Genomic DNA, 25,410 nt, shown 5'->3' with positions numbered 1-25,410 from the left:
ATATATATATATCACTTTATGAATTAGTGCCTTATGAAAATGAATTTCAGTATCTCATTAATCAATTATATCTGCATCAGCTTTCTGTTCTGTAGCTTAACCGCTTCCTGTTCTTCTGAAAAACAAGCACGGCAGATTGCGGACTTTACCGAAAACTGGAAGTTTGTACTTGGAGATCCACAGGATGCTTATCAACCTCAATTCGATGATAAAGAATGGAGGACTTTAAACTTACCTCATGATTGGAGTATCGAAGCCGATTTTTCATTATCGAATCCCGCTACACCCGGCGGAGGGGCTTTGCCTGGAGGAATAGGATGGTACAGGAAGGAGTTTTCTGTCACCCAGTCGGATAAAGAAAAGAATATATATATAGATTTTGATGGTATATACTGGAATAGCAAAGTCTGGATTAATGGGCATTTGCTCGGAGAAAGACCCAACGGCTATATTTCGTTTCGTTACGATCTGACTCCATATCTCAAGTATGGTGAAAAAAATGTGATAGCTGTGCGCGTGGATAATTCTAAACAGCCTAATTCAAGGTGGTATTCAGGATCGGGTATTTACCGCAATGTCTGGTTAGTTAAGGTGAACCCTATACATGTAGATCATTGGGGTACATTTGTATCGACACCTTCTGTAACTGAGGATAAGGCTGAAGTGAGAATGATAACCCGAATTAAGAATGAAAGCAAATCGAATCAGCAGATAGAGTTATCGTCTATTCTTATTGATGCCGAAGGAAAAGAGGTTAAACGAGTTTCTTCAACAGTGACAATTTCTGCTGATGATACATTATCGGTTGATCAGCTCCTGCTTGTCGAAAATCCGGTCTTATGGTCGGATACAAATCCTTATATGTATAAGGTTGTAAGCGAGATTAAACAGGATAACAAGCTTATAGATAACTATGAAACTCCTTTAGGTATACGTTATTTTGTATTTGATGCAGATAAAGGTTTTCTATTAAACGGTAAATGTGTTAAAATAAAGGGAGTCTGCAATCATCACGATTTAGGTGCATTAGGTGCTGCTGTGAATGTCAGAGCCATAGAACGTCAGCTGGAAATTCTGAGGGAAATGGGATGTAATGGTATACGTACGGCTCATAATCCTCCTGCTCCTGAGCTATTGGAACTTTGTGACAAAATGGGATTCATTGTTATGAATGAGACATTTGATATGTGGAGAAAGAAAAAATCTCCATATGATTATTCTCAGTATTTTCCGGAATGGCATGAGAAAGACCTAGCCGATTTAATCTTGCGAGACCGTAATCACCCTTCGGTATTTATCTGGTGCATTGGGAATGAAGTACTGGAACAGTGGTCTCATATCGATGCTGATACCTTGAATTTGCAGCAGGCAAATCTGGTTCTGAATTTTGCCAATACATTGGATAGTAAAAAAATACAGACCAAAGATTTACATGTTAACTCGTTATTGACAATAAAACTGGCAGATATTGTGAGGAAATTAGATCCTACGCGCCCTATATCGTCCGGTAATAATGAAACGGAGCCAGATAATCATTTGTTTCGTTCGGGTGTAATGGATATAATTGGTTTTAACTACCACGAATATAACTGGCAGGAAGAATTTCATAAGAAATTTCCGAATCAAAAACTGATTGTTACAGAATCTACATCGGCCCTGATGTCGAGAGGATATTATAAAATGCCATCTGACAGTATTGATATATGGCCGGAGAGATGGGATAAGCCATTTGATCGTCCTATACATCAATGCTCATCTTATGATAATTGTCATGTGCCATGGGGAACGACTCATGAGGAGTCGTGGAGATTGGTGAAAAACAATGACCATATATCCGGTATATATGTTTGGACAGGCTTTGATTATCTGGGTGAGCCTACACCTTTTTGGTGGCCTTCTCGAAGCTCTTATTTTGGAATAGTCGATCTGGCTGGTATTCCTAAGGATGTGTATTATATGTACCAGAGTGAATGGACAGACAAAGATGTTTTGCATATATTTCCTCACTGGAATTGGCAAGAGGGACAGAATGTCGATGTGTGGGCATATTATAATAATGCAGATGAAGTAGAGCTTTTCCTGAATGGGAAATCATTAGGAAAGAAATCAAAGAGTAAAGATGTATTCCACGTTGTTTGGCGTGTTCCTTTTACAAAGGGTACATTAAAAGCAGTATCGTATAAAAATGGCAAAGAAGTTTTAACAAAAGAGATTAAAACAGCCGGAAAGCCAGCAACTATTAAACTAACAGCCGATCGAAATAGAATTAAAGCAAACGGCAAAGACTTATCCTTTGTTACAATTGAAGTAGTGGATGAAAACGGCATACCTGTACCGACAGCTGATAATTTAATGGACTTTTCGGTTTCGGGAGATGGCTTTATTACCGGAACTGATAATGGTGATCCTACAGATTCTGTTTCTTTGAAAAAGCCGCAGAGAAAGTTATTTAACGGCAAGGCTGTTGTTATTATTCAATCAGGAAAGAAACCTGGAAAAATTACACTTACTGTAAAAACTGAAAAGCTGAAAAGTGCTACACTAGATATAAGCACATTTAGAGACTAGTTTTGATGAAAAAGGTTGTTTCGGAAGGAAGGGGTAAGATGAGATTATAAGTAACAGCAGGTATTTGATGATACTTTAGTTTATAACAAACTTACTCCTTCCTTTTTTGCTCTTTCTGAAAAATTATCCCTTACTTTACTTTCTCAAATGAGCAGTTTAAAAGGTAAAATGAAAAAGACAGATTTAGGTTTCAGAAAGAAGATACTTTCTATTCAGAGTCGTTTGGTATGTGGTTATGTTGGGAATAATATTGCCGAATTGGCAATACAACTGCATGGATTGGATGTTATAGCGTTCCCTTCAGTGTTGTTTTCCACACATACCGGAATATCTCGTATATATGGTAGTGCTACATCAAAAGCTCTTTTTGATGAACTGGTAGAAGGAATTAAAGCTATAAATGTCATTAAAGATGTTAATAATATAATTACCGGCTATATAGGTACTCCAGAAATTGTTGAGTCTTCGGCACAGTTCATTAAACATATCAAAGATCAATATCCTGATCGCCTATATATCTGCGATCCAGTAATGGGAGATTTTGATCAGGGTATGTATGTTTCCGAAGAGGTCGAAAAATCTATTTCAGAGTATTTGATCCCTCTTGCAGATGTGATGACTCCTAATCATTTCGAATTGAAACGGTTATTGAAGAGTGATGCTGATACAGTCGATTCAATTCTGGAGGCTGTGGTTGCCAATCCGTTGTTGTCTGAGAAAAAGATAATAGTAACAGGATGTATTCTGAAAGATACACCCGCTGATATCATAGATATGCTCGTTATACAAAACGGACATGCCGATCGAATATCATCACCTAAACTAGATATCGCAATGGTAGGAGCCGGCGATTTGTTTACTGCTATTATATCCGTGCAATTAGCTAAAGGTGCGGATTTATTACGTGCGACTGAATTAGCGTCCGAATCCTTGTATAGGGCTTTAGTTTACTCTAAAGAAAGAGGTGTGATGGAGATGAATTCAGAATGCTTGTTGCATTGCCTGAATTTAGGCTGATACGTCAATTATACTTTTAAACCGTAGCTCCTAAATATCTCAGTCGTTTTTGATATGAGTTCTGCTGTAGGAGGATTAACCTCAGATAATTTGTATTCCTGATTCAGTTCTTTCCACTTTTGCATTCCCATCTGATGAAAGGGTAGGATATCCACACGTTCAACATTTTTTAATCCCGACACAAATTTAGCCCAATTGTGAAGGTCTGCTTCATCATCAGAATAACCCGGAACCAAAACATAGCGTATCCATATCGGCTTATTTATATCTTTAAGGTATTCGATAAATTTTAGTGTTGGTTTTAGTGGCTTCCCTGTCAGTATCCGGTATTTCTCTGGATTGATATGTTTGATATCCAAAAGTACTAAATCTGTATATTTTAGAGCTTCTCTGACTTTATCATTTAATATAAACCCAGATGTGTCGACAGCTGTGTGCATTCCGGTATCTTTGCATAATTTGAATAAAGATGCCACAAAATCGGGTTGCAGCATAGGTTCTCCCCCTGAGATAGTAACGCCCCCTTTGACAAAAGCCTTTACCTTAATAACCTCTTTGAATGCTTCCTCGGGTGTCATTTCATATTGAACTTTGCACATATTCCATGTATCAGGATTATGGCAATATAGACACCTGAGTGGACAACCCTGCATAAAGAATACAAACCGGATGCCGGGACCATCCTTTGTTCCGAAACTTTCAAAAGAGTGAATCAAACCTTTCATATCGAATCAAGAAAATCAAGCAGAGAAAAAGAGCTTTTCTCTGCTTGTAAATATACTAAGTAAAAGAATGTATTTAATGATAAATTTTCAAATTATAACAAACTCAGATTGTTATAATTGCCAAAGTAATAAAAGGTCTGCAACCTAGAATGAAGTTGTAATCGTTCTATTGATAACATCCAATTGTTGTTCTTTAGTCAATTTTACAAAGTTTACAGCATATCCTGATACACGGATTGTTAACTGAGGATATTTTTCGGGATGATCCATTGCATCGATCAATAGGTTACGATCAAAGACATTTATATTCAAGTGATGACCTGTCTGGGCAAAATATCCATCCATCAGTCCCGATAGATTTGCCGCTTCCTCTTCTCTGTTTTTACCCAAAGTGTTCGGCGTAATGGCAAACGTATAAGAAATACCGTCATTGGCATGTTCGAATGGTAATTTAGCGACAGACGAAAGTGATGCTACTGCACCTCTGGTATCACGTCCGTGCATTGGATTGGCTCCCGGCGCAAATGGAGTGCCATCGCGGCGACCGTCAGGGGTGTTACCTGTTTTCTTTCCATAAACAACATTAGAAGTAATAGTTAATACCGATTGAGTAGGTATTGCATCTTTATACATCTTGCGTTTACGGATTTTGCTCATGAATTTTTCAACGATATCAATGGCAAACTGGTCTGTATTATCGTCATTATTTCCAAACGGAACATATTCTTTTTCTTGTATATAATCAACAGCATCGCCATCAGCATCTCTTACAATACGTACTTTCCCGAATTTGATAGCCGCAAATGAATCTGCAATAATAGATAAACCTGAAACTCCGAATGCTTGAGTGCGTACAATATCTACATCATGCAAAGCCATTTCAAGAGCTTCGTATGAATATTTGTCGTGCATATAGTGGATAATATTCAATGCTTTGACGTATGTTTCGGCTACCCAGTCGAGTGTACGGTCAAATTTATCCCAAACTTCATCAAATTCAAGATAATCTCCCGAAATTTTTTCCACCCAGTGTTTTGGCAATACCTGAGCTTTCGTTTTCTCGTCTTTACCCCCGTTTATAGTATAAAGGAGAGATTTAGGCAGATTGGCACGAGCACCGAAAAATTGCATCTGATGTCCTATACGCATAGGAGACACACAACATGCAATACCATAGTCGTCACCCAATTGAGGACGCATCAAATCATCATTCTCATACTGAAGTGAAGATGTATCAATTGATACCTTTGCACAATATTTCTTCCAGTTCTCAGGAAGCCTGTCACTCCAAAGGATAGTAAGGTTCGGTTCCGGAGCGGGTCCAAGGTTATATAAAGTATGTAGCATTCGATAGCTGTTTTTAGTAACCATCGATTTACCGTTATTAGTCATACCTCCGATTGATTCAGTAACCCAAACCGGATCTCCGGAGAATAATTCGTTGTATTCATTTGTTCTAAGGAAACGAACGATACGAAGTTTCATAATGAAATGGTCGATCAGTTCTTGTGCTCCCTGTTCTGTGAGTGTACCTTCTTTCAGATCTCTTTCGATGAAAATATCAAGGAATGTAGTTACACGTCCAAGGCTCATCGCAGCACCATTTTGGTCTTTAATAGCTCCAAGGTATGCAAAATAAGTCCATTGTATAGCTTCCTGCGCATTTTTAGCAGGTTGAGAGATATCAAATCCATAAGAAGCAGCCATACGTTTTAAGGCTTTTAAAGCTTGTATTTGTGTACTTAATTCTTCCCTCAAACGGATCAAATCATCCGTCATAACTATAGGGTCACACTCTTTGAAACGTTTCTCTCTTTCGCTGATAAGTCTGTCGATACCATAAAGGGCAACACGGCGGTAGTCTCCGATAATACGGCCGCGGCCATAAGCATCGGGCAGACCTGTCAATAAGCCGTTGCTGCGGGCACGACGAATACTGTCTGTATAGGCCGCAAATACTCCTTCGTTGTGTGTCCTGCGGTATTTTGTGAAAATCTCAGCAGTGGTTTCATCCAGTTTATAGCCATATTCTTCAAGGCTCTGTTGAACCATACGAAGACCACCATTCGGGAAAATAGCTCTTTTCAGGGGCTTATCTGTTTGTACACCGACTATCTTTTCAAGATCTTTATTTATATATCCAGCGCCATATGCATCTATTTGCGATGGAATGCGGGTTTCGGCATCATAAATTCCATTTTTCTTTTCTTCGAGAAACATTTCACTAAGAAGCTTCCATAATTGATTGGTCGCTTCAGTCGGACCTTCAAGAAAAGATTCGTTTCCGGAGTACTCGGTATAATTTTCCAGAATGAAATTGTTAATGTTAATTTCATTCTGCCATTTAGTACCTTTAAAATTTCTATATGCTTCCATTTTATATAATATAGTTTTATGTATATAAATTTATAATAAGAGTAACCAATAAGGTCTCAGACTTTTTTATCGACTTTGCAAATATAAAAGCAATAGGTAGTTATTCCTCAGATATATCATAAGATATTATCTGTTATCTAAACTATTGAAATAGCTTAAATACATACAGATAATTATTGTTGTGATTTCATACATAACAATAATACTACCATAAATTCTATTGACCAGTTTTTAGTTATATGAATCTTATTTGTCTGCTTTATAAACCCGAAAGCCACAAAAATGTATACATCAGGCAGGTCTTCTGACTTGCTTCATTATTGGTTGTCCTTCCCGTTGTGCATAAACAGTGGATCAAGCAGTACCAATAACATCAGAGAAGCTTACAGCAGCGGGGTCTGTTCAGGATTTACACCTGATTCCCTTTTCACTTTTTATTCGGATATATGAATAAAAAGCACCTGAATAACGATGCAAAGTTAATAATATTTATTGATATTCGACTGCTTGTCAGCCAAAAGATTTGTATTATTGATCTAATCTCTGATCATGAGAATTTTAAGATCGCAGACCTTTTTGTTAACATTGTAAGCATAGATACAACAGACTGTTATCGCTTTTAAATGTGTCCTTAAATTTAAGTTCTAAAAGGTAACAAAAGTAACGCCAAAAATCAACATTTTCAGGTGATACCTTTTTATATGCTAATATGATTTTGATAATGATAACTGTTGGCTTAAGGCTGATTTCAAAGAATATTTTACTTATAGATAAAAATAAATAATCAGCTTCGGGTTTAGATAAAGAAAGCCGATGGACTAAATCCACCGGCTTTATACTGCTATATTAATAGGTCTGAGACCTTAAGACATTTGATCAGATACCTAAATCTTTACAGATTTGCTCGATCTTTTTGTCTGTTTCTTCATTTACTGCTGAAAAGTCTGCACGAGACGCCAGTTTTCCATGAACTTCGATATAGAACTTAATTTTAGGTTCTGTTCCTGAAGGACGGATAGATACTTTAGTCTTGTCTTCGGTAAAGTATTGCAATACATTAGAAGTTGTAGGCATATCCATCTTGCTAACCTCTCCTGTTATAGTATTTTTTGATTCAAGAGGAATGTAGTCTTTTACGGTAATGACTTTTGAACCAGCAATTTCTTTTAACGGATTATTACGGAACTTATCCATCATAGCTTGTATCTCCTGAGCTCCGGTTATTCCTTTTTTCACAACGGAAATACCTTTTTCTTTAGAGAAGCCATATTCAACATAAATATCCTGAAGCATCTGATAAATAGTACGTCCGTTATCTTTGCACCAAGCGGCGATTTCGGCAAATAAAGCAGCTGCAGATACAGAATCTTTATCACGGATGAAATCTACGGCAAGAAATCCGTAGCTTTCTTCACCGCCACCGATGTATTTACGTTTACCTTCAAGTTCGCGCATAACTGTCGCTACCCATTTGAATCCTGTGAAACATTCAAACATTTCCACGCCATTCTTTTCTGAAATAGTCTGAGTCAGTTCGCTAGTCACAATAGTGCGAACAGTGTATTCTGTTCCTGTAAGCTTACCGAGCTCTCTCCAACGGGTAACAAGATAATAAACTAGAATAATCATTGTCTGATTACCGTTTAATAAAACAAAGTTACCATTATCATCACGTACACCTGCACCAAAACGGTCTGCATCGGGGTCTGTAGCGAAAACAAGATCAGCTCCGGTTTCTATTCCTTTCTGAACAGCCATCGCCATTGCCGCAGGTTCTTCTGGGTTCGGTGATTTTACAGTGGGGAAATCTCCACTTACAACATCCTGTTCGGGAACATGAATGATGTTTGTAAATCCGTATGCTTTAAGGGCTTTAGGAACCAACTGCCCTCCTGTTCCATGAATTGGAGTATAAACGATTCCGATATTGCCATGTTTTTTCACCGATTCGGGTGATAATAATACACTGCGTACTGCTTCGATAAATTGGTTATCCATATCTTCTCCTAATTTTTCAATCAGGGATGGTTTGCCTTCAAATTTGATATCAGCAGCAGTTACTTTGTTTACTTCGTCTATAATATTAGAATCGTGAGGAGGTGTAACCTGCGCTCCGTCGTTCCAATATGCTTTGTAGCCGTTGTATTCTTTCGGATTGTGAGAAGCAGTAAGCATAACACCACTTTGACATCCTAATTTACGGATTGCAAAAGATACTTCGGGAGTAGGTCTTAGATTCTCAAACAGATATACTTTTATTCCGTTAGCGGTAAATACATCAGCTGTTATTTGAGCGAATTTCTTACTGTTGTTGCGACAGTCATAACTGATAACAACTTTTATTTCGGGTAAATTTGCAAATTCTTTCAATAAATAGTTTGACAAACCTTGTGTAGCTGCCCCAACTGTATATTTATTCATACGGTTAGAACCTACACCCATAATACCACGAAGCCCTCCTGTTCCGAATTCAAGATCTTTGTAAAAGCATTCGATCAGTTCGCTTTTATCAGAGCTATCCATTAACTTTTTTACTTCGGCTTTAGTCTCTGCATCGTAATTGCCTTCCAACCACGAATTAGCCCGAGAAGTAACCAAGTCTAGTAATTCTTTGTTTTCCATGAATTTTATATTTGTGTGATTATTCGTTTTCTTTAGATACAAATATAGTAAAACTATGAAGACCCGCAATCCTACGCATCAATCAAAAAAGTATACTATTTTAGCAAAAATGATCCTTTATGAGTCAATTTTTCTTTTTATGTTCTACTATTTCGGAATCTCTCAATTGAACCGGTTTTGACCGTTTTCTCATTTTCATATTGAAGAACTCGACTAATAGCGAAAATGCGATGGCAAAATAAATATAACCCTTCGGGATTTCTCCTACTACTGTTCCGAAAAGGGATATGTGAGACAAATGGGCTGCTTCTAATAAAAGCATTACACCGATTAGTATAAGAAAAGACAATCCCAATATCTGGATTGTGGGATGTGTATTTACAAATCGACTGACAGGCCCCGAGAATAGAAGCATTATCATTACAGATATAACCACTGCTGTAACCATAATAGCCATCGCACCCTCATATCCGAATTCGTTGAAACTGACCAGACCTACGGCTGTAAGTACACTATCGAATGAAAAAACAATATCCAAAGCTACTATTTGTACTATGACCGATACTAGCCCATTCTTTTTAGCTCCGGAATGGTGGTCTTCTTCACCTTCCAGTTTATGGTGTATCTCGGTAACACTTTTGTATAATAAGAACAGTCCACCACATAAAATAATCAAGCTCTGACCCGATATAGATCCATCGAAATAGGCCGTGTCAAAAGATAATATGGGTTTGGTTAACTGCATCAGCAATGATATACAAAACAGCAGTAAAATGCGGAATAGCATAGCACAAATTAAACCTATGGTTCTGGCTTTGCCTTGCTGTTCTTGGGGTAGTTTAGAAGACATGATAGAGAGAAAAACAATATTATCTACCCCTAACACGATTTCGAGAAAGGCCAGTGTGAGTAATGCAATCCAGGCCGATGGCAATAAAAAGGTTTCTAGTATTTCCATTTTAAATAATCTTAAGTATATTCGTGTCACAAATTCTGTACAAATTTAATGGCTTGACAGATATTTTTATAATAAATCGGTTAAGATTATTAGGGGTACTGGTGTTTTTAGGTCTTAGACCTTTTTGTTCGCAAAGTAAGTGTTATAGCGCTAGCTAATTAACCTTGCTGTATAAAATATAAAAAACAGGTCTGCGACCTTAATAAAAATTGAATGAGAAAATATATTTTAATTTTTTCAGTGATACTAATACATCAGAATATATCAGCTCAGTTTCTGATGAGACACAAAACTACAACTCCACATGCTGTTGATTCTTTGGATTTACAGTATTATTCTTCAAAAAAGAACGGTTGGGCAGCCGCCGGGCAGGTGATAGGGCTAAATCTTGGTGTTTGGGCTTTTGATAGATATGTACAAAAAGCTGATTTTGCTTATATTGGGTTTAACTCGATAAAAAAGAATCTTGAAAATGGTTTTTATTGGGACAATGATCAGTTGGGAACAAATATGTTTTTGCATCCTTATCATGGTAATCTATATTATAACTCAGCTCGATCCAGAGGATATAATTATTGGGAATCCGGAGCATTTGCTTTGGGAGGAAGTGCTATGTGGGAATTGTTTATGGAGAATGAGCATCCTTCCATTAATGATATAATAGCAACTCCGATAGGAGGAATGGCTATTGGAGAAGTATTTTATAGAGGATCGGATATGATTCTGGATGACAGAAAAAGGGGAGGAGAGAGGGTTAGGCGTGAGGTGCTAGCTTTTCTTGTTGCTCCTACGAGAGGCTTAACTCGTTTAATTAATGGAGATGCATGGAAAGTAAGGCCATCTTCGGGACGACAGTTTGGTATACCGGAGATTAGTGTCGAAATCTCTTCCGGAGTACGAATATTGGAAATTCAGGATGAAATATTGGATAAAGGGGTAGGATTCGGTACGTTGTTTAGTGCTGAATATGGAGATCGATATGATGGAGAAAACAGTAAGCCTTTCGATTATTTTACAATGCGTGCCAGTCTCAATGTACAAGCTTCTCAACCTCTATTGGGTCAGATTAATATAATAGGCCGATTGTGGGCTGCTGAACTGATTGACAATAGTAAGGATTATTTTAATATCGGTATATATCAACATTTCGACTATTATGATTCGGATACAATTTCGAGTGTATCGAATGAAATTCCGTATAAAATGGCAACACCTGCAGCTTTTGGGGTTGGGCTTATTCATAAGAGTAAACGATTTGCCGATTGGGATTTTAATTCTTATGCCCACATTAATGGTATTCTTTTAGGAGCAACGCTGAGTGATCATTATAAAGTTTCAGAAAGAAACTACAATCTGGCCAGTGGATTTGGATGGAAAACAGGTATAAACATCTCTTATAAGGATAAGATCGGTGTTTCGTGGCTGTATGAAGGATATCGTCTTTATACGTGGAAAGGTTATCCTGAAGGTACGGATTTAGCTACTGTTGATTATAACGAGTTAAATGCTCAGGGCGATAAATCTAATGCAACATTTAATACATCGAGCCTTCGTGTCGATTTAAAACTTCGAGATCAGTGGTATCTGACAGGAATTGGTAGTTTTTACAGACGTTCTACACACTACAAATATTTCGACAGTGTATATTCTAAAACGGGAGAAGGTAAATTAATGCTCACATACAAATTCTAAGGTTTTAGATCTTAGTTTCATATAAGTACTGATAATACAAAAAAAGCAGATCTGTAGATCTGCTTTTTTGTATTTATATTGCAATCGGCTTAGTGACATCCGCATCCTCCGGAACCACATCCGCAAGACTCAGATTCTTCTTCATGACTGCCACAACCGCATCCTGAACCGCATCCGCCACCTTGAGGTGCAAATAACGCTGCGATTTCTTCAGCAGAAGCTTCTCTTACAGATAAAATGTTACCTGTAAAATGTAATGTTTCTCCGGCTAGAGGATGGTTGAAATCCATTTTGATAACATCGTCACCAACAGATATAACAGAACCATTCAATCTGTTTCCGTTAGCATCCATCATAGGAACTGTATTGCCTTCAAATACTACATTTTCATCCAGTTTTCCTTCAACCTCGAATATATTGCGAGGCAAATCTACTACATGCTCGTCATCGTATTCACCGTATGCTTGCTCCGGTGTTAATACGAAATCAAAGGTGTCTCCTTCTGATAAATCTTCCAGATTTTTTTCGAAAGCTTCTAACATAGAGTTAGTTCCGAAAATAAATTCCAGAGGATTTTCAGCAGTTGCTTTTTCCATTAATTCTTTTTCGCCACCTTCGCCTACATTCAGGTCGTATGATACCGAAACAAATTTATTAGGTGAAATCTTCATTTTGTTTATTTTATTTATGATTAAAGTTGATAATCGCTTCAGTTGACCTAAAGCTGTTTTTTTATAATATAACAAGAATCATGCCTTTTTGTTGCATTAATTCTTATTTCAATAATGCGTCCTTCAGATTGTCCAGAGCCTGAGCTAAGACACTTCGTGGTGATCCTACGTTCATCCGCATAAACCCATTTCCTTCTTTACCAAACATAGCCCCATCGTTAAGTGCCAACTTAGCATCTTTTACAAATAATGAAACTAACTTATTCTGAGGTAAATTCAACTCCCGGCAATCAAGCCAGACTAGGTAAGATGCTTGCGGTATCATAACCTTTATCTGAGGTATATTCTTTTTCAGATAGTCATTGACAAATTGTATATTCTGCCAAATATACTCTATTGCTTCATTCAACCAGTCATCACATTTAGTATATGCTGCTTCTGTTGCAGTATAGGCAAATATATGACCTTCGTCAAGTTCACTGCTCTTCAGATAATTATAAAATTGACTTCTGATTTCATCATTCGGAACAATAGCAAATGAACTGACAATACCGGCAATATTGAATGTCTTGCTGGGAGCCATAAAAGTGATACTGTTTTGAGCTGCTTTTTCCGATACAGAGGCAAACGGAATATGTTTATTGTCCTGATGTATCAGATCCGAATGGATTTCGTCGGATATTACCAATATATTACGGTCGTAACAGAGCTCCGCCAGATCAATTAGTTCTTGTTTAGTCCATACACGGCCTCCCGGATTATGAGGATTACAAAGTATTAAAATCTTACAACTGTCGTCAATAACAGAATTCAGGTTTTCTAAATTCATTTCATATTGACCTGCCGATAATACTAAAGGATTGTTTACAATTGTTCGATGATGTAATGTCGGAATTATACGGAATGGATGATAAACCGGTGGTTGTATGATAACTTTATCGCTCTTATCAGAAAAGCAATCAACAACAAAAGCTATGCCTTTTACTATTCCCGGAATAAAACTGATCCATTCTTGCTTGATTTCCCATTGATGAGACTTCTTAATCCAATTGAGAATCGAATCATAATATGATTGGGCAGGGCAGGTATACCCAAACAAACAATGCTGGGCTCGTTCTATTATAGCTTCCGAAATGGCGGGTGGTGATAAGAAATCCATATCTGCAACCCACAACGGGATCAAGTCTTCACTGCCATATCTTTCTTTCAAGACATCTGTCTTTAAGGCATTTGTGCCTTTACGATCTATGATAGTATCAAAATTATATTTGGACATATAAGTTAAGTAAAATGAGAAGTTTAATGACCTGTTGTAATTGGTAGCCAACTTTAGCCGTTCAATGCAATAAAATAATTAGCAGGTCTCAGACCTAAAACGCAACAAATATACGAAAATAAAAGAAAGACAAGCACTCATATTAAAAACAAAAGGCTGCCAATTTTGGCAGCCTTTATATTATATTGGATGAAAATATTAATTTTCGCCTTTTACTTTTTTCGTTTTTTTATCAAGGATTTCATAAGCAATTGGAGTTGCAATGAATACCGATGAATATACTGCTAAAATGATACCAAGCAACATCGCAAAAGCAAAACTTCTGATTGAATCACCTCCTAGTGTAAAGATACATAAAAGTACTAATATTGTACTTACTGTAGTACTGATTGTACGGGTTAGGGTAGTGTTCAATGAATCATTGATGTTGATACCTATATCTCTTAGCGGATACATATTACGTCTTTCACGCACACGGTCAAAGATAACGACCTTATCGTGAATAGAGAACCCTACAACAGTAAGGATAGCTGCTATAAAGTGTTGGTCGATCTCTAATGAGAATGGCATGAATTTGTGGAAGAACGAATATGCAAATATAATGATGGCAGCATCGTGTGCCACAGCGATTATAGTTCCTACAGAGAAAGCTACATCTCGGAAACGCAACAATATATATAGACCCATACAGATGATTGCGATAACAACGGCTATAACGGCTGCTGTTTTCATATCATCGGCAACACTTGGACCTACCTTCTGCGAACTTTGAATGTAGTCGTCAATAGTTTTACCCGGAGCTATATAGCTGCTTAGAGCTGTAGCCATTTTATCCTTGATCTCAGTTTCTACACTGGTATTAGCATCTTCGATTTTATAGTTGGTAGATATTCTCACCTGATTGCTTGATCCGATAGTGATTGTACTTACCATAGCTCCATCGAATTGAGGCTTAAGTGCATCTGTGATATCTTCTGTACTTACCGGTTTATCGAAACGAACGATATAGTTACGTCCTCCCGAGAAGTCGATACCTTTGTTTAATCCTAATGTAAATATCGAAACAACGCCTAATAAAACAACAATAGCTGAGATTAAATAAGCTTTGCGGTGCATATTAAGGAAGTTGATCTTAGTATCCATTAAGAAATTGCGAACCGGCTTAGTAGAGAATGTCAAATTCAAAAGCTTTCCTTTCGAGAACGCATATGTGTAAATCATACGTGTCATGAAGATCGCAGTAAAGAATGAAGCCGCAATACCGATAATTTCTGTAATCGCAAATCCACGGATAGCTCCTGTTCCAAAATTGTAAAGGATAAGACCTGTGATGATGGATGTTAAGTTGGAGTCAAAAATTGCGGTAAAGGCATGTTTGTAACCATCCTGAACTGCCGTTTTGACATTCTTTCCTGAACGCAATTCTTCTTTTGTTCTTTCATATATAAGAACGTTTGCATCCACAGCCATTGCCAGAGCCAATACAAGACCTGCAATACCGGGCAGCGTGAGTACAGCATGGAATGACGCCAGTACTCCCATCGTGAAGAATAAGTTGAGCAATAGAGCAGCATTGGCTATAAGTCCTGGAATCAAACCATAAACTAAGCACATATAAGCCATCAACACAATAATAGCTACTACGAAAGATATAACACCTGCTTGGATTGATTCGTCCCCTAACGAAGGACCTACGATATCTTCTTGTACAATACGTACTCCTGCACGCATTTTTCCAGATTTCAGCACGTTTTCCAAGTCTTTTGCTTCATCTACTGAGAAGTTTCCTGTGATAGAAGAGTTACCTCCTTCTATACGGTCATTAACCATTGGAGCTGAATATACATATCCATCAAGAACAATAGCGATTGATTTTCCACGTTCTGCTCCTGTTACGGATGCCCAACGTTTTGCTCCGGTGGTATTCATTTGCATGCTTACACCCCATCCTTGACCTTGTACCTGATCTGCTTTAGCCGAAACTACTGCATCGCCATCCAGTGCAGGACCTCTTTTCGTACCGTCTCCTCTCAAAGAGTATAATTGGAATTTAGTTTCTTTATCGTCGATCGCTTTGAATCCCCAAGAGAATTTCAAATCGGTGGGATATAGATCCCTTGCTGCGTATAGAATAGCATTGATTGCTGCAGTATCTTTTTTATCTGCAATTGCAACTGTAGCACCTCCGCCCCAATTTCCGTCAAAATAATCGAAAAGAGGTTTGCTGAATGCTTTTTCTGAAATAGCATTAGCTATAGCTTTTTCTTCTTGTGCAGATGCGGTTGAATCTATAGCGACAGAGTCCGCTGCTACTTTATTTCCTGTCTTTTGAGCTGCAAGAATATCAACACTTCTTGAATTGATAGAACTCAAGTAGCCTTGGATTTCCTGGAGATTGTATGTTTTCCAAAACTCAAGGTTAGCATTACCTTGTAAAAGTTTTTTTACACGTTCAGGTTCTTTTATTCCCGGTAACTCGATTAGAATACGTTCTGCACGATCTAATTTTTGAATGTTAGGAGCAACTACCCCAAAACGGTCGATACGTGTACGTAAAACATTGAATGAGTTATCAGCAACGCTTTGAAGTTCTGTTACTAAAACTTTTTTTACGGCAGCGTTGTCATCGGTCGGATTAATTTGGTCTTTCAACTTAGCTCCAAATACGGCAGCTAATTTACCAGACTTATTAATACCTTCATATTTCTCAACAAATAAAGTAATGAAGTCTTTGTTACTTCCCTTACGGTTTTCATCAACTGCTAATTTTAGCGCTTGATTGAATTGAGCGTCTTCTTCATTAGCCAATGATCTGAGCACAGCTGCAGCATCAACTTCGAGGATAACGTTCATACCTCCTTTAAGGTCAAGTCCTAGTCCAATTTCTTTTTCCCGGGCTTGTTTAAGGGTGTATCCTAACCATACTTTTTCTGTAGAAATAGAGTCCAGATAATGACTCTCCGCATTGAGATCCCCGTTTGCGAATTCGGCAGCTTGTTTTTCATAATATCTCGTCACAAATGAGAATGAGAGATAAAAACAGCAGACCAAAGTCAACAAAACGGAAAATGTGATTACAAATCCTTTGTTTTGCATTTTACACTTACTTTTGTTACTATTTTTGTTTTAATATTTAATATTCAATAAGATATAGATTCAGGCTTAATATATTCTTCATGCAATTATCAATCCGATTTTATAAGTGAAGCCTAGCTAAATAGCTACATATAACTTACTTTAAGCCTGCAAATATAATCTTTTTTATCATTTTTTTACCGAAATGCGTGTATAAATTAAGAATGAAAGATATTCTGAAAAATAAAAGAAAAAATCTATTTGATTTATAGTCTCACTCTCAGAGTCTTTCATTAAAGTTACTTGTTTTATTAAATCTTTTTTGAAAATAGACTTGTGAAATAAAAAAATATCTTCTACTTTTGCATCCGCTAATCAGGTAATGGCGGGATAGCTCAGCTGGTTAGAGCGCATGATTCATAATCATGAGGTCCCGGGTTCAAGTCCCGGTCCCGCTACTAAAAAAATGAGAGGCTTACAAGGAATTGTAAGCCTCTTTTATTTTTGCTTTAAATAACTCTTTATATATAAATACTTCCTTTTTATGTGCATTTCTCTCCCAGATTGAGTGATTTAAGGATGTTGGTAGTACATTCTCTCTTAATTTATTTTGAGGCTCAAAATGGTATAGCTGAATTTTATCAGCAATTTAGAGCTAATGACAAATACTTAATCTGATAATCAAACCTGCAACTATCAAATTAAGTATTCGCTATAACTTATTATTCTGCAGTCTTCATAAAATACAAATCCGAGGTTATTATATATTGAGTTATCATTTCCGAATCATATTCGTCCTCAGGTATATATGAACATATGCTTAACGTGTTCCCTCCTATTTTAGTATAAGATCTATTTCCCGAATATACGCCTATTTCGCCAATTGTTATATGTGAAATATAGTCTCCATTGCGATTGTAGCTAACTAGTATTTCTGATGTATTGAAATCTTCTACAACGTGTAGAAAGGTTTCCAAACGTCCATCATTATCCCTATAGATAACCTTTCCTTTAACTAATTCATTGTTGAGAAATTTATTGTTGATATTATCTATTTTGAGTTGTTCACGCTCACTTTGAGTTATTCGCTTGTTTCTGTAAAATTTCGAATACTCCACATCATGAGAGTTTATAACCCCTGTAGTTGTGCTTATGTTTACAGAACTGGGATATGTCGTCTGTACCGGATTCTTTTCCGATTGTCCCGAATTATAATGATCTTGTGTAGATATAGTTGTTTCAGGCTGATCTGATGACAATGAAGACGATCTCGCTTTTACTGATGTTAAGTACTGAGAGTGTACGTAGCCTTTACATCCCTGATAATCAATAGCCACCCAGTCTCCGTCAAAATAATATACCCCAACCTGATCTCCTTTATTCAACGAACCTATTTTTGAGTAGGTTTCACCTGGTCCTGATCTTACATTTAGTGTACTTTTACTGATGACTGTATGAAACGACAATATAGATTTTGTATCAGAAGCCGAATTATCTGATGTAGATGATAATAGCTTGAAGCTGTATACTCCGATTATTAAGAGAAATGTAACGATAAATGTGATTAAAAAAACTCCAGATATGAATTGGGGTTGTTTGATATCAATCTCAGCATAATCATTGTCGTCATTTTCATCGTTAACTGTAAGAATAAGGATAGAGAACAGTATTACTGAAACTAAAGCACCTACAGTAGCAATAAGTAAGGCTGTTTTTTGATTCTGTTCTGAGTCGTTGCTTACCCACAAAAAATAGAATAGCCAGTATATTCCAATAAATAATACTGTCACGATGGGGATAATTATGTACCTGTAATGATTATTAACTGATTTATTAAGAATCTTGTATAAAAAGACCAGAGAGAGTAGTATGAATCCTGTTATGATAAATGGAAATACAACAGCGAACATGTATACGATAGCCATAAGAGAGTAATAAATTATGGCTGCTATAGCAAGAGGTGTAATGACAAAATAGTTTAGTAACGGTAGTAAGCATCCTGCCATCATACTGTCTGTAATATCGTCGTTGCGTTCTACTTTTAATAATCGTCCGCTCGTAGAATCTCGAGTTTCAATCACAGATTCGTATACTTGAAATTTTTGTCCAAGTCCCAATATAAATCCAACAATAAACAATGGGATAATAAGTACCGATTTAAACATATTCCAGTTTATTTTGAAATCTAAATCATTTTCTGCTGTAATGATAAAATACGACATGGATATACCGACTATTATAGCTATAATGATCAAGAGTTTTATAGTTGAATAATATCTGATTGTTTTTTTCATAGAACTACACATTGGAAATGATACTTAGTATTAATAATTTATTTATACAAATAAACCGAAGGTTTAGAGTTGACATATTGAGGCATACATGTGCCGATTGGGGCATTTGTGTATGTAGGGTCGCAGATTGTGTATTTTCTATTATTGAGCATTATATAGTCCCCCTCAGCATCTTCCGGAAAATAGATGGCCGTTGCAATGTGTTCAGGGTATTGCAATAGTATAATATCTAGTCCGAGTAATCGTTTAATCAAATATCCGTATAGAATAGCTCTGTCTTCGCAATCAGAATATGGATAGAAGAAACATTCGTCGATGAAAAATGGCTTTTCATACCCAAACTGTATCTCATCAGTAGCGTATTCAAAAGAGTTTTGTATAAAATTAAGAATTATTCCTGCCCCTTCTTTAGGGTTTTTACCTTCTATTAAACTTCTGAATTGAGGTGTTATATAGCGGTCAAAATCAGCAGTAGCCCTATTATTCATATATACCGGAATCTCGGTTTGAGGATATGAATTGTAGTAGTCAATAAGATTTTTATTTACAGATGCTTCGATATTACCATACTGTTGAGATGTTATGACTCGCCGAATCTTATCTTCCTTTAATAAAGGCATATATTCGATCTCCATATTTATTATATTATTAGCTAACGCAAAATCTTTATTGTATGTATTGATAGAACTAACTTGTTCTTGAGGATTATACGTTATTATAAAATAACGATCTGATCCAAGGTTTACATAAGATGTTTCGTATAAGGTCTGTTTAGTCGATATGAGTAAGGCTAGTTTATTATTTACTCGTGCCATTTTTACTTTATAATTTGATTGGAGTAAGATGAATATCTGTCCGAACATAATTTCATCTTCTGTTCCTTTTTTGCTCAAGAGATGTGCGGCTTTTCTCACAAATTGTATGTAACCCCAGTCATTTAGTTGTAGTTTTTTTTTCAGTTGAAGACATTCTTCGACAAAAGGTCTGTAATTAGATTTAACCAAAACTGTCCAAGCAATAGCTATGCTGTTCTCATCAATTTTATCCAGCGATACTTTAGTGTTAGGCTCATTTACAAGATATACCCCTCCGAAAAAATTAATATTACCAGGGTCGACTACATTCATTTCTTTTTCGGGGTCGGATTTCTGGGGTATAAATTCTTTAAGAGGAGGCTTAGGTTGATCTCCCTGTTTGTCAGTTTGTTCCGGTACTTCCGACGGCTCATAAACAGGAGGTTTAGAAGGTCCCGGATTAGGTTTCTTTATACCTGTAACAGCAGAGTAAAGTTTCCAGCTTTCAGAAAGAAAATCAGCAAATTCTCTATCCTGTTGGTTTTGAAATTCAATCATTTCATTTATTTGTTGTTTTACAAATATTTCGTATTCTGATTCGGTATTCTGACCCTTTACCTGTGATAAGAAAGTATTAAGCATGATAATGATCATGATCGAAATTATATTCTTTGTTTTCATATGAGATTGCTTATGACCAGCTTGTCTGTTTATTTAATCAGAGAGGTAACTTTATGAAGTACTTAAAGAAGAATATGCCGGATGAAGCCGGCATATTCAGAATCATGTAGAGAACTAAGTAAAAAAAATAATTAGTTTGCCTGAAATGCTGTATTCTATAGAATATTTTTGTTATATAGTTAAAGCCGTAATGTTTAGATTCTACGAAATAGTATTAGAATAAAGACCTTATTTATCTAACTTATTCATTTCTTCTTCGAATATCTTTTTAAATTTTTCGTATTCGAAGTCCATCCTAAGTTTCTCGTCATTTCTTAACTGACTGTTTATTCCGTTTAATATATCATTCTTGGAGACCTCGACAGCTACGTAACATCTGTATTTGCCATCTTTTGTTTTCATTATTTTTTCGCAGATAATTCGAGAATTTCTGAGATTTTCTTTTACTACACTTCTTATCATGTCTGTAGTTCGTATTTTGGCTTCTTCCTGTTCTCCCGATTGGTACGATGAATTGTAGTTATCAGTAACTCTTTCGACGAGGGCATTTACAGATGTAGCAACTTCTGCTCTTGCAGCAATTAAAGCTTTCGATTTGGCAGTACCCATATCGGTACTAAGTGCAGGCATATTAGCTCTGAAAAAGTCTTTGTTGGTATTATATTCGAGCCCTTGACAAGGGAGGTTCAGTTCTACGTCTCCACTAACACCTGTGCTTTTCGAACTACCACAACTGTATACTAATACAGATAAAGTAATGAGGAATAATAGCTGATAAATTTTTTTCATATTAATAAGTTATTTTTTTTTAGGTAACTAATAAACTGTAATGATGTTTTTTATATTGTAATATTCAAGATTATTGTGTAATGGTTAATTTATCAAGTTCTTTTTTTAACTCTTTATTTATTCGTCTTTGCACCTCCCTTATAGCAGAATTCTCTGCTGTTCGTTCGGTTGCTGATATAGGAGACAAGCTGCGATCATTGCTTACTGTATAATTGAGTAAAACCTGAGAGTTAGCAGTATTTACAATTTTAATATCTACATTAGTAAAATATTCGATAAAGTCGTACATTTCACCTTTCACTTTTTCGCCTCGTTTAATTGAGCTCTTGATAATAATCAGAATATTAGCCTCATCTTCGGTTTCGACTATATCAAAATAATTGTTAGTAAGCAAATTCCTGATTGATTTGCTTAAAGTTTCATTATTGCGGCCACTATAGCTTATATATGCTTTATTCATAGTCTTTTCTATCTCGATTGTTACAAACGAGTGAGGACTTGCTTTTCTGAATATATTTAATGCATTTTTGCAATAAGGGTTCTCGGTATAGATAGAGAATTGCATAGGATCTATTGTCGAAACAACCTCTTGAATAGAAGCATTCGAAGTAATATTTTGTATAGATGTTTCGGCAATGCCATTGTTATTTGTTATATGATTACCGGATAGTAATCCGTTCCCCTTAACAAAACTAACTTTAAGCTTAATATTCTTTAGTGGAATATTATTCTTGGTTACCAAAAAGCTGATAACGTCATTCGATACTTTGAACGAGGTTTTTTGTATTATCTTCGGATTTGCTGAGATTGATATATTGTTGAATATCTGATTGATGGAATTATATAACTCTACAGCAATATTTATATTATTTCCCAGATGCTCGTATTTCAACTCTTCATTAGCACAAGGCTGTATGGCATCCAATCCCTTAGTATACATATCGATAGACGAAAATAAATTTCCATTATTTAAGGCTTCATTTCCTTTTACCCAAAATGTATATCCATCACGTGCAGCCTTAGCTTTTCTTCGAGCCATTATATCTTCGTAATCGAGCTTACTCAGCCGGTAGTACACCCAGTATTCATTGTCATTTTCCCAAGTGTCAGTAAGTTCGAATTGTTCTAACGCTTCTTGTGTACTTATCTGTATATTTTGTGACAGATAAGACGAAAATTCGCTGTCTTTTTCCAGTGTCTGTAATAGTGAATGAGTCTGTATTTCGACTTTTATTTCCGAAACAAGATCACTAAGAGCATGTTGTTTAGCCTTTTGTAAATATAAGGGATCTAATTTTGAACAAAAGCCAATACCTATATATGTAAGCTTATCTATAGGGCGATTTTTTACCCAATCTTTTTTATCGGCACCTGCGCAATAGAGTGTACTGCAAAAAAGTAATAAGAAGAATAGATATTTCATAAGGAATGCTTATTCGTTTATGTTTATATATATAGTACTGCCATCTACACGTTTATCGCAACTAATATTAAGCTCGTTCCTTAAATAAGAGTATATTTCGAGTGCAAAATCATTTGCTTCGAGAAAATATCCTTCAGCAGCTTTGCTCGGTACTTGTATTTCATCGAAGATAATGAGATCTCGTGTAGCTCCCTGTGTATGAAAGCGTCCGTTTAAAGCATTTTTACGCAACCACAGACGCATTGCATCAGACAGAGGTACATTTAATGACGGTACATTGCTATCTAAATCTGTTGTACTATTGTTTCCTGTCGAAACTCTTAAAACAAATGTGTTCCCCTGATCTGCTTTTTTTGCATATGCAAGTGTCATATCTTTCAGAAAGTCATCAACAATCATTGCAATTGCGATACGATACAAGTCGGCATACACCGCTTTCTGATACCGTTTGGTGATTGCGTTTTTCGAACCCAAAAGACGACCTGATGCTCTTTCGTATGCAACAAGGGCTATACTACCTAATGATCCTTCGTTATTGGTATTATATCCGGCATCGACAGTAACGTATACATCGGCTCCCGAATTGTTTATAAGATGACTGTCGAATGATGATACAGAGGTATTTGATTCGAATTGCATGCTTTTTTCAGTAGCTTCAAGTACGGCCATAACATCTTTAATGTTGTATCCTTTCTTAATAAAAGCATCCTGAACACGTGCTATTGCTGTACGATAGTCTACATATTGAGTTTCTCTTAGGATTTTACGATAACTGTTATCACCTTGTTTGTATGGTACTACCATTATTGTGGGCTGATATACTTCGTTTTGTATTTCAGCTGTTTTCTTACGTATATTATTCCGCAATAAATCTTTGTTTAAGGCATTTGTGTATATTTCCATTGTCACATTGGCCTTATACATTTTATTGGGTAGCTTTTCAGGATCTTTATCTTCTTGATAATTAGAGATGAACGATAGAAATTTCATGCTCTTATCATCAAAGAAACGATTAAGATAATCCGTAGAAGCACTTATCTCTTCTTCTGTCAAAAGAGGTTTGCCCTCATTCAGCCCATCGATGCCATAAATAAAATAAGTATTGAATGCGGATTTTAATGCCATCAGATTAGCTTCTTTTTTCTTGGAGTGTATTCCGGTTGATTTAATAACTGCACTGGTCTTTTTCTGCTGAACAAGTAAAGCATCATTGCTATAATCTTGAGCCGAGATTTGAATACCTACCAATAATAGTATTAGAGTTATAGTGATATTTAAGAGTTTTGGGGTAACCATAGTAATACTGTGTTAATAGCGATTAATCATAAATTTGATACTTATTGGCATGAAAGAAATCATGCCAATAAGTATCTGTGAATATATTAGAACCCTAAAATTCCTGTTCGGTATACTGTTTTTACTATTATTTTTTGTCCTTCTCCCATAGCCGTTTTTATCTCTTCTCCTCCTTTTTTCACTTTACAAAGCGAGATATCGTCACCTTCGACTGCATCGATTTCTAATTCTCCAATTTTTTTCATCGATACTCGGCCTGCAATCTGGCGTTCTACATATACGTCAAATTTTTGTTTTTTCTGCATGCCATGTATTTCACCCAGATCTACATACACCTCGGTTATTTTGCCTTTATTCTCGGCATTCACCTCAAGTATAGCTCCTTCTATAGCAAAATATTCGTTTACCAGCTTCACCATATCAGTTCCTGCCGAAGACATTGTATTTGCTATTGCTTTATCGGGTGTGTCTCCCGTGCCTGTAGCTAAAAGTCCCGATCCGGAGCCCGAATATGTGTAGTTTTCAGCTCCTTTCAAAGTTCCGTTTGCTATATCTATTATTTTTAAAGTGAATACAATAGATCCTTTGTATGAAATCTTACCATTATTATCGGTCACCTTTATGGCTTCGAGTGTGGTAACGTGTCCTTGTATCAGAAAATTAGCCTGAAGGTTTCTCATAACAACTAATGTCGATTCATCTACATTCGATGCATCTTCGGTTTGTTTGGCTGCTTCATTTTTTAAAGATGCTTCGGAATTCACATCTTTTACGGTTATTCGATCTGTAGCGACTAGTCCCTCGATGACCTTGTTTCGTAAACTTTCTACATACGAGTTTCCTATCTTATTTGTATGACTGAAATTCTCAATGTAAACAATTTTCTTACCTGTGGATTGTGCTTGTATTAGACTCGCTGATATTAGTAACAGGATGACTAAGGATAATACTTTTCTGATAAACATGACTTTTTGATTTAATGTGTTATATAATATATGTTATAATGTTATTTTACGTGTTTTTAAGTATTGCGTCTGCTATATTATTACTCTTGTGCATGTATTTTAAGACAATACAAATTTCAGAATATAAATATTATGTCTTACTACCATTTGTGGTAGTTTTTGTTTTCGCTAACCTTATTATCTTTGTG

At 36.2% G+C, this 25,410-nt stretch carries 16 protein-coding genes, 1 tRNA gene and 1 riboswitch; of the genes, 4 read left to right on the top strand and 13 right to left on the bottom strand.

What is annotated here, in order from left to right; all coding sequences use genetic code 11:
• The first annotated feature begins 39 nt into the window (after window positions 1-39).
• Both AABJ51_RS04665 and pdxY read left to right on the top strand, forming a co-directional pair.
• Window positions 40-2,568, top strand: a complete 2,529-nt coding sequence (locus AABJ51_RS04665; RefSeq protein WP_338375940.1) for a glycoside hydrolase family 2 TIM barrel-domain containing protein — start codon at window positions 40-42, stop codon at window positions 2,566-2,568.
• A gap of 168 nt (window positions 2,569-2,736) precedes the next feature.
• Entirely contained in the window at window positions 2,737-3,585 is an 849-nt protein-coding gene (gene pdxY / locus AABJ51_RS04660) for a pyridoxal kinase (RefSeq protein WP_157279366.1), read from the top strand.
• 8 nt (window positions 3,586-3,593) lie between these two features.
• Here pdxY and pflA read toward each other — a convergent pair whose 3' ends face one another.
• The 4 genes from pflA to AABJ51_RS04640 form a co-directional block, all read right to left on the bottom strand.
• A complete protein-coding gene (gene pflA, locus AABJ51_RS04655; protein WP_338374581.1) occupies window positions 3,594-4,310 on the bottom strand; it encodes a pyruvate formate-lyase-activating protein in 717 nt (238 codons plus the stop codon).
• Between the two features lie 144 nt (window positions 4,311-4,454).
• Window positions 4,455-6,686, bottom strand: coding sequence for a formate C-acetyltransferase (gene pflB, locus AABJ51_RS04650; protein WP_134435282.1), 2,232 nt, complete (start codon window positions 6,684-6,686; stop codon window positions 4,455-4,457).
• A 277-nt stretch (window positions 6,687-6,963) separates the two neighbouring features.
• Window positions 6,964-7,166: riboswitch (cobalamin riboswitch) on the bottom strand.
• A 396-nt stretch (window positions 7,167-7,562) separates the two neighbouring features.
• Window positions 7,563-9,308, bottom strand: a complete 1,746-nt coding sequence (locus tag AABJ51_RS04645; protein WP_026625300.1) for a phospho-sugar mutase — start codon at window positions 9,306-9,308, stop codon at window positions 7,563-7,565.
• A gap of 124 nt (window positions 9,309-9,432) precedes the next feature.
• Entirely contained in the window at window positions 9,433-10,266 is an 834-nt protein-coding gene (locus AABJ51_RS04640) for a TerC family protein (RefSeq protein WP_338374580.1), read from the bottom strand.
• A gap of 213 nt (window positions 10,267-10,479) precedes the next feature.
• Here AABJ51_RS04640 and AABJ51_RS04635 point away from each other — a divergent pair, with 213 nt between their 5' ends.
• Window positions 10,480-11,958, top strand: a complete 1,479-nt coding sequence (locus AABJ51_RS04635) for a DUF3943 domain-containing protein (RefSeq protein WP_338374579.1) — start codon at window positions 10,480-10,482, stop codon at window positions 11,956-11,958.
• Between the two features lie 89 nt (window positions 11,959-12,047).
• On the opposite strand, the gene AABJ51_RS04630 is transcribed toward AABJ51_RS04635, so the two are convergent.
• From AABJ51_RS04630 to secDF, 3 genes are all read right to left on the bottom strand, one after another.
• The gene (locus tag AABJ51_RS04630; protein WP_026625297.1) at window positions 12,048-12,629 is read right to left on the bottom strand and encodes an FKBP-type peptidyl-prolyl cis-trans isomerase; all 582 of its coding nucleotides are present in this window, start codon (window positions 12,627-12,629) and stop codon (window positions 12,048-12,050) included.
• 103 nt (window positions 12,630-12,732) lie between these two features.
• Window positions 12,733-13,905 carry a MalY/PatB family protein gene (locus tag AABJ51_RS04625; RefSeq protein ID WP_338374578.1) on the bottom strand — a complete coding sequence of 391 codons (1,173 nt, stop codon included), beginning with the start codon at window positions 13,903-13,905 and terminating at the stop codon, window positions 12,733-12,735.
• Between the two features lie 198 nt (window positions 13,906-14,103).
• Window positions 14,104-17,001: a protein translocase subunit SecDF gene (gene secDF, locus AABJ51_RS04620; RefSeq protein WP_338374576.1), complete on the bottom strand. Its 2,898-nt coding sequence runs from the start codon at window positions 16,999-17,001 to the stop codon at window positions 14,104-14,106.
• Between the two features lie 363 nt (window positions 17,002-17,364).
• Here secDF and AABJ51_RS04615 point away from each other — a divergent pair.
• Window positions 17,365-17,438, top strand: a tRNA-Met gene (locus AABJ51_RS04615).
• 264 nt (window positions 17,439-17,702) lie between these two features.
• Here the strand turns inward: AABJ51_RS04615 and AABJ51_RS04610 are convergent.
• The 6 genes from AABJ51_RS04610 to AABJ51_RS04585 all read right to left on the bottom strand — a co-directional run bounded on the left by AABJ51_RS04610 (window position 17,703) and on the right by AABJ51_RS04585 (window position 25,222).
• Window positions 17,703-19,274, bottom strand: a complete 1,572-nt coding sequence (locus tag AABJ51_RS04610) for an SH3 domain-containing protein (RefSeq protein WP_338374575.1) — start codon at window positions 19,272-19,274, stop codon at window positions 17,703-17,705.
• A gap of 38 nt (window positions 19,275-19,312) precedes the next feature.
• The gene (locus tag AABJ51_RS04605) at window positions 19,313-20,749 is read right to left on the bottom strand and encodes a hypothetical protein (protein WP_338374574.1); all 1,437 of its coding nucleotides are present in this window, start codon (window positions 20,747-20,749) and stop codon (window positions 19,313-19,315) included.
• A gap of 228 nt (window positions 20,750-20,977) precedes the next feature.
• The gene (locus AABJ51_RS04600; RefSeq protein ID WP_338374572.1) at window positions 20,978-21,538 is read right to left on the bottom strand and encodes a hypothetical protein; all 561 of its coding nucleotides are present in this window, start codon (window positions 21,536-21,538) and stop codon (window positions 20,978-20,980) included.
• Window positions 21,539-21,608: 70 nt separating this feature from the next.
• Window positions 21,609-22,961, bottom strand: coding sequence for an LPP20 family lipoprotein (locus AABJ51_RS04595; RefSeq protein ID WP_338374571.1), 1,353 nt, complete (start codon window positions 22,959-22,961; stop codon window positions 21,609-21,611).
• Window positions 22,962-22,970: 9 nt separating this feature from the next.
• Window positions 22,971-24,257, bottom strand: coding sequence for a DUF6175 family protein (locus tag AABJ51_RS04590; protein WP_338374570.1), 1,287 nt, complete (start codon window positions 24,255-24,257; stop codon window positions 22,971-22,973).
• Window positions 24,258-24,343: 86 nt separating this feature from the next.
• On the bottom strand, window positions 24,344-25,222 hold the full coding sequence (locus AABJ51_RS04585; protein WP_338374569.1) for a penicillin-binding protein activator LpoB: 879 nt from the start codon (window positions 25,220-25,222) through the stop codon (window positions 24,344-24,346).
• Window positions 25,223-25,410 lie beyond the last annotated feature (188 nt).

The sequence above is a fragment of the Indolivaga capnocytophagoides genome (assembly GCF_036511535.1).
Taxonomy (GTDB): domain Bacteria; phylum Bacteroidota; class Bacteroidia; order Bacteroidales; family Dysgonomonadaceae; genus Dysgonomonas_A; species Dysgonomonas_A capnocytophagoides.
This window is presented reverse-complemented; position numbering and strand designations above follow the sequence as displayed.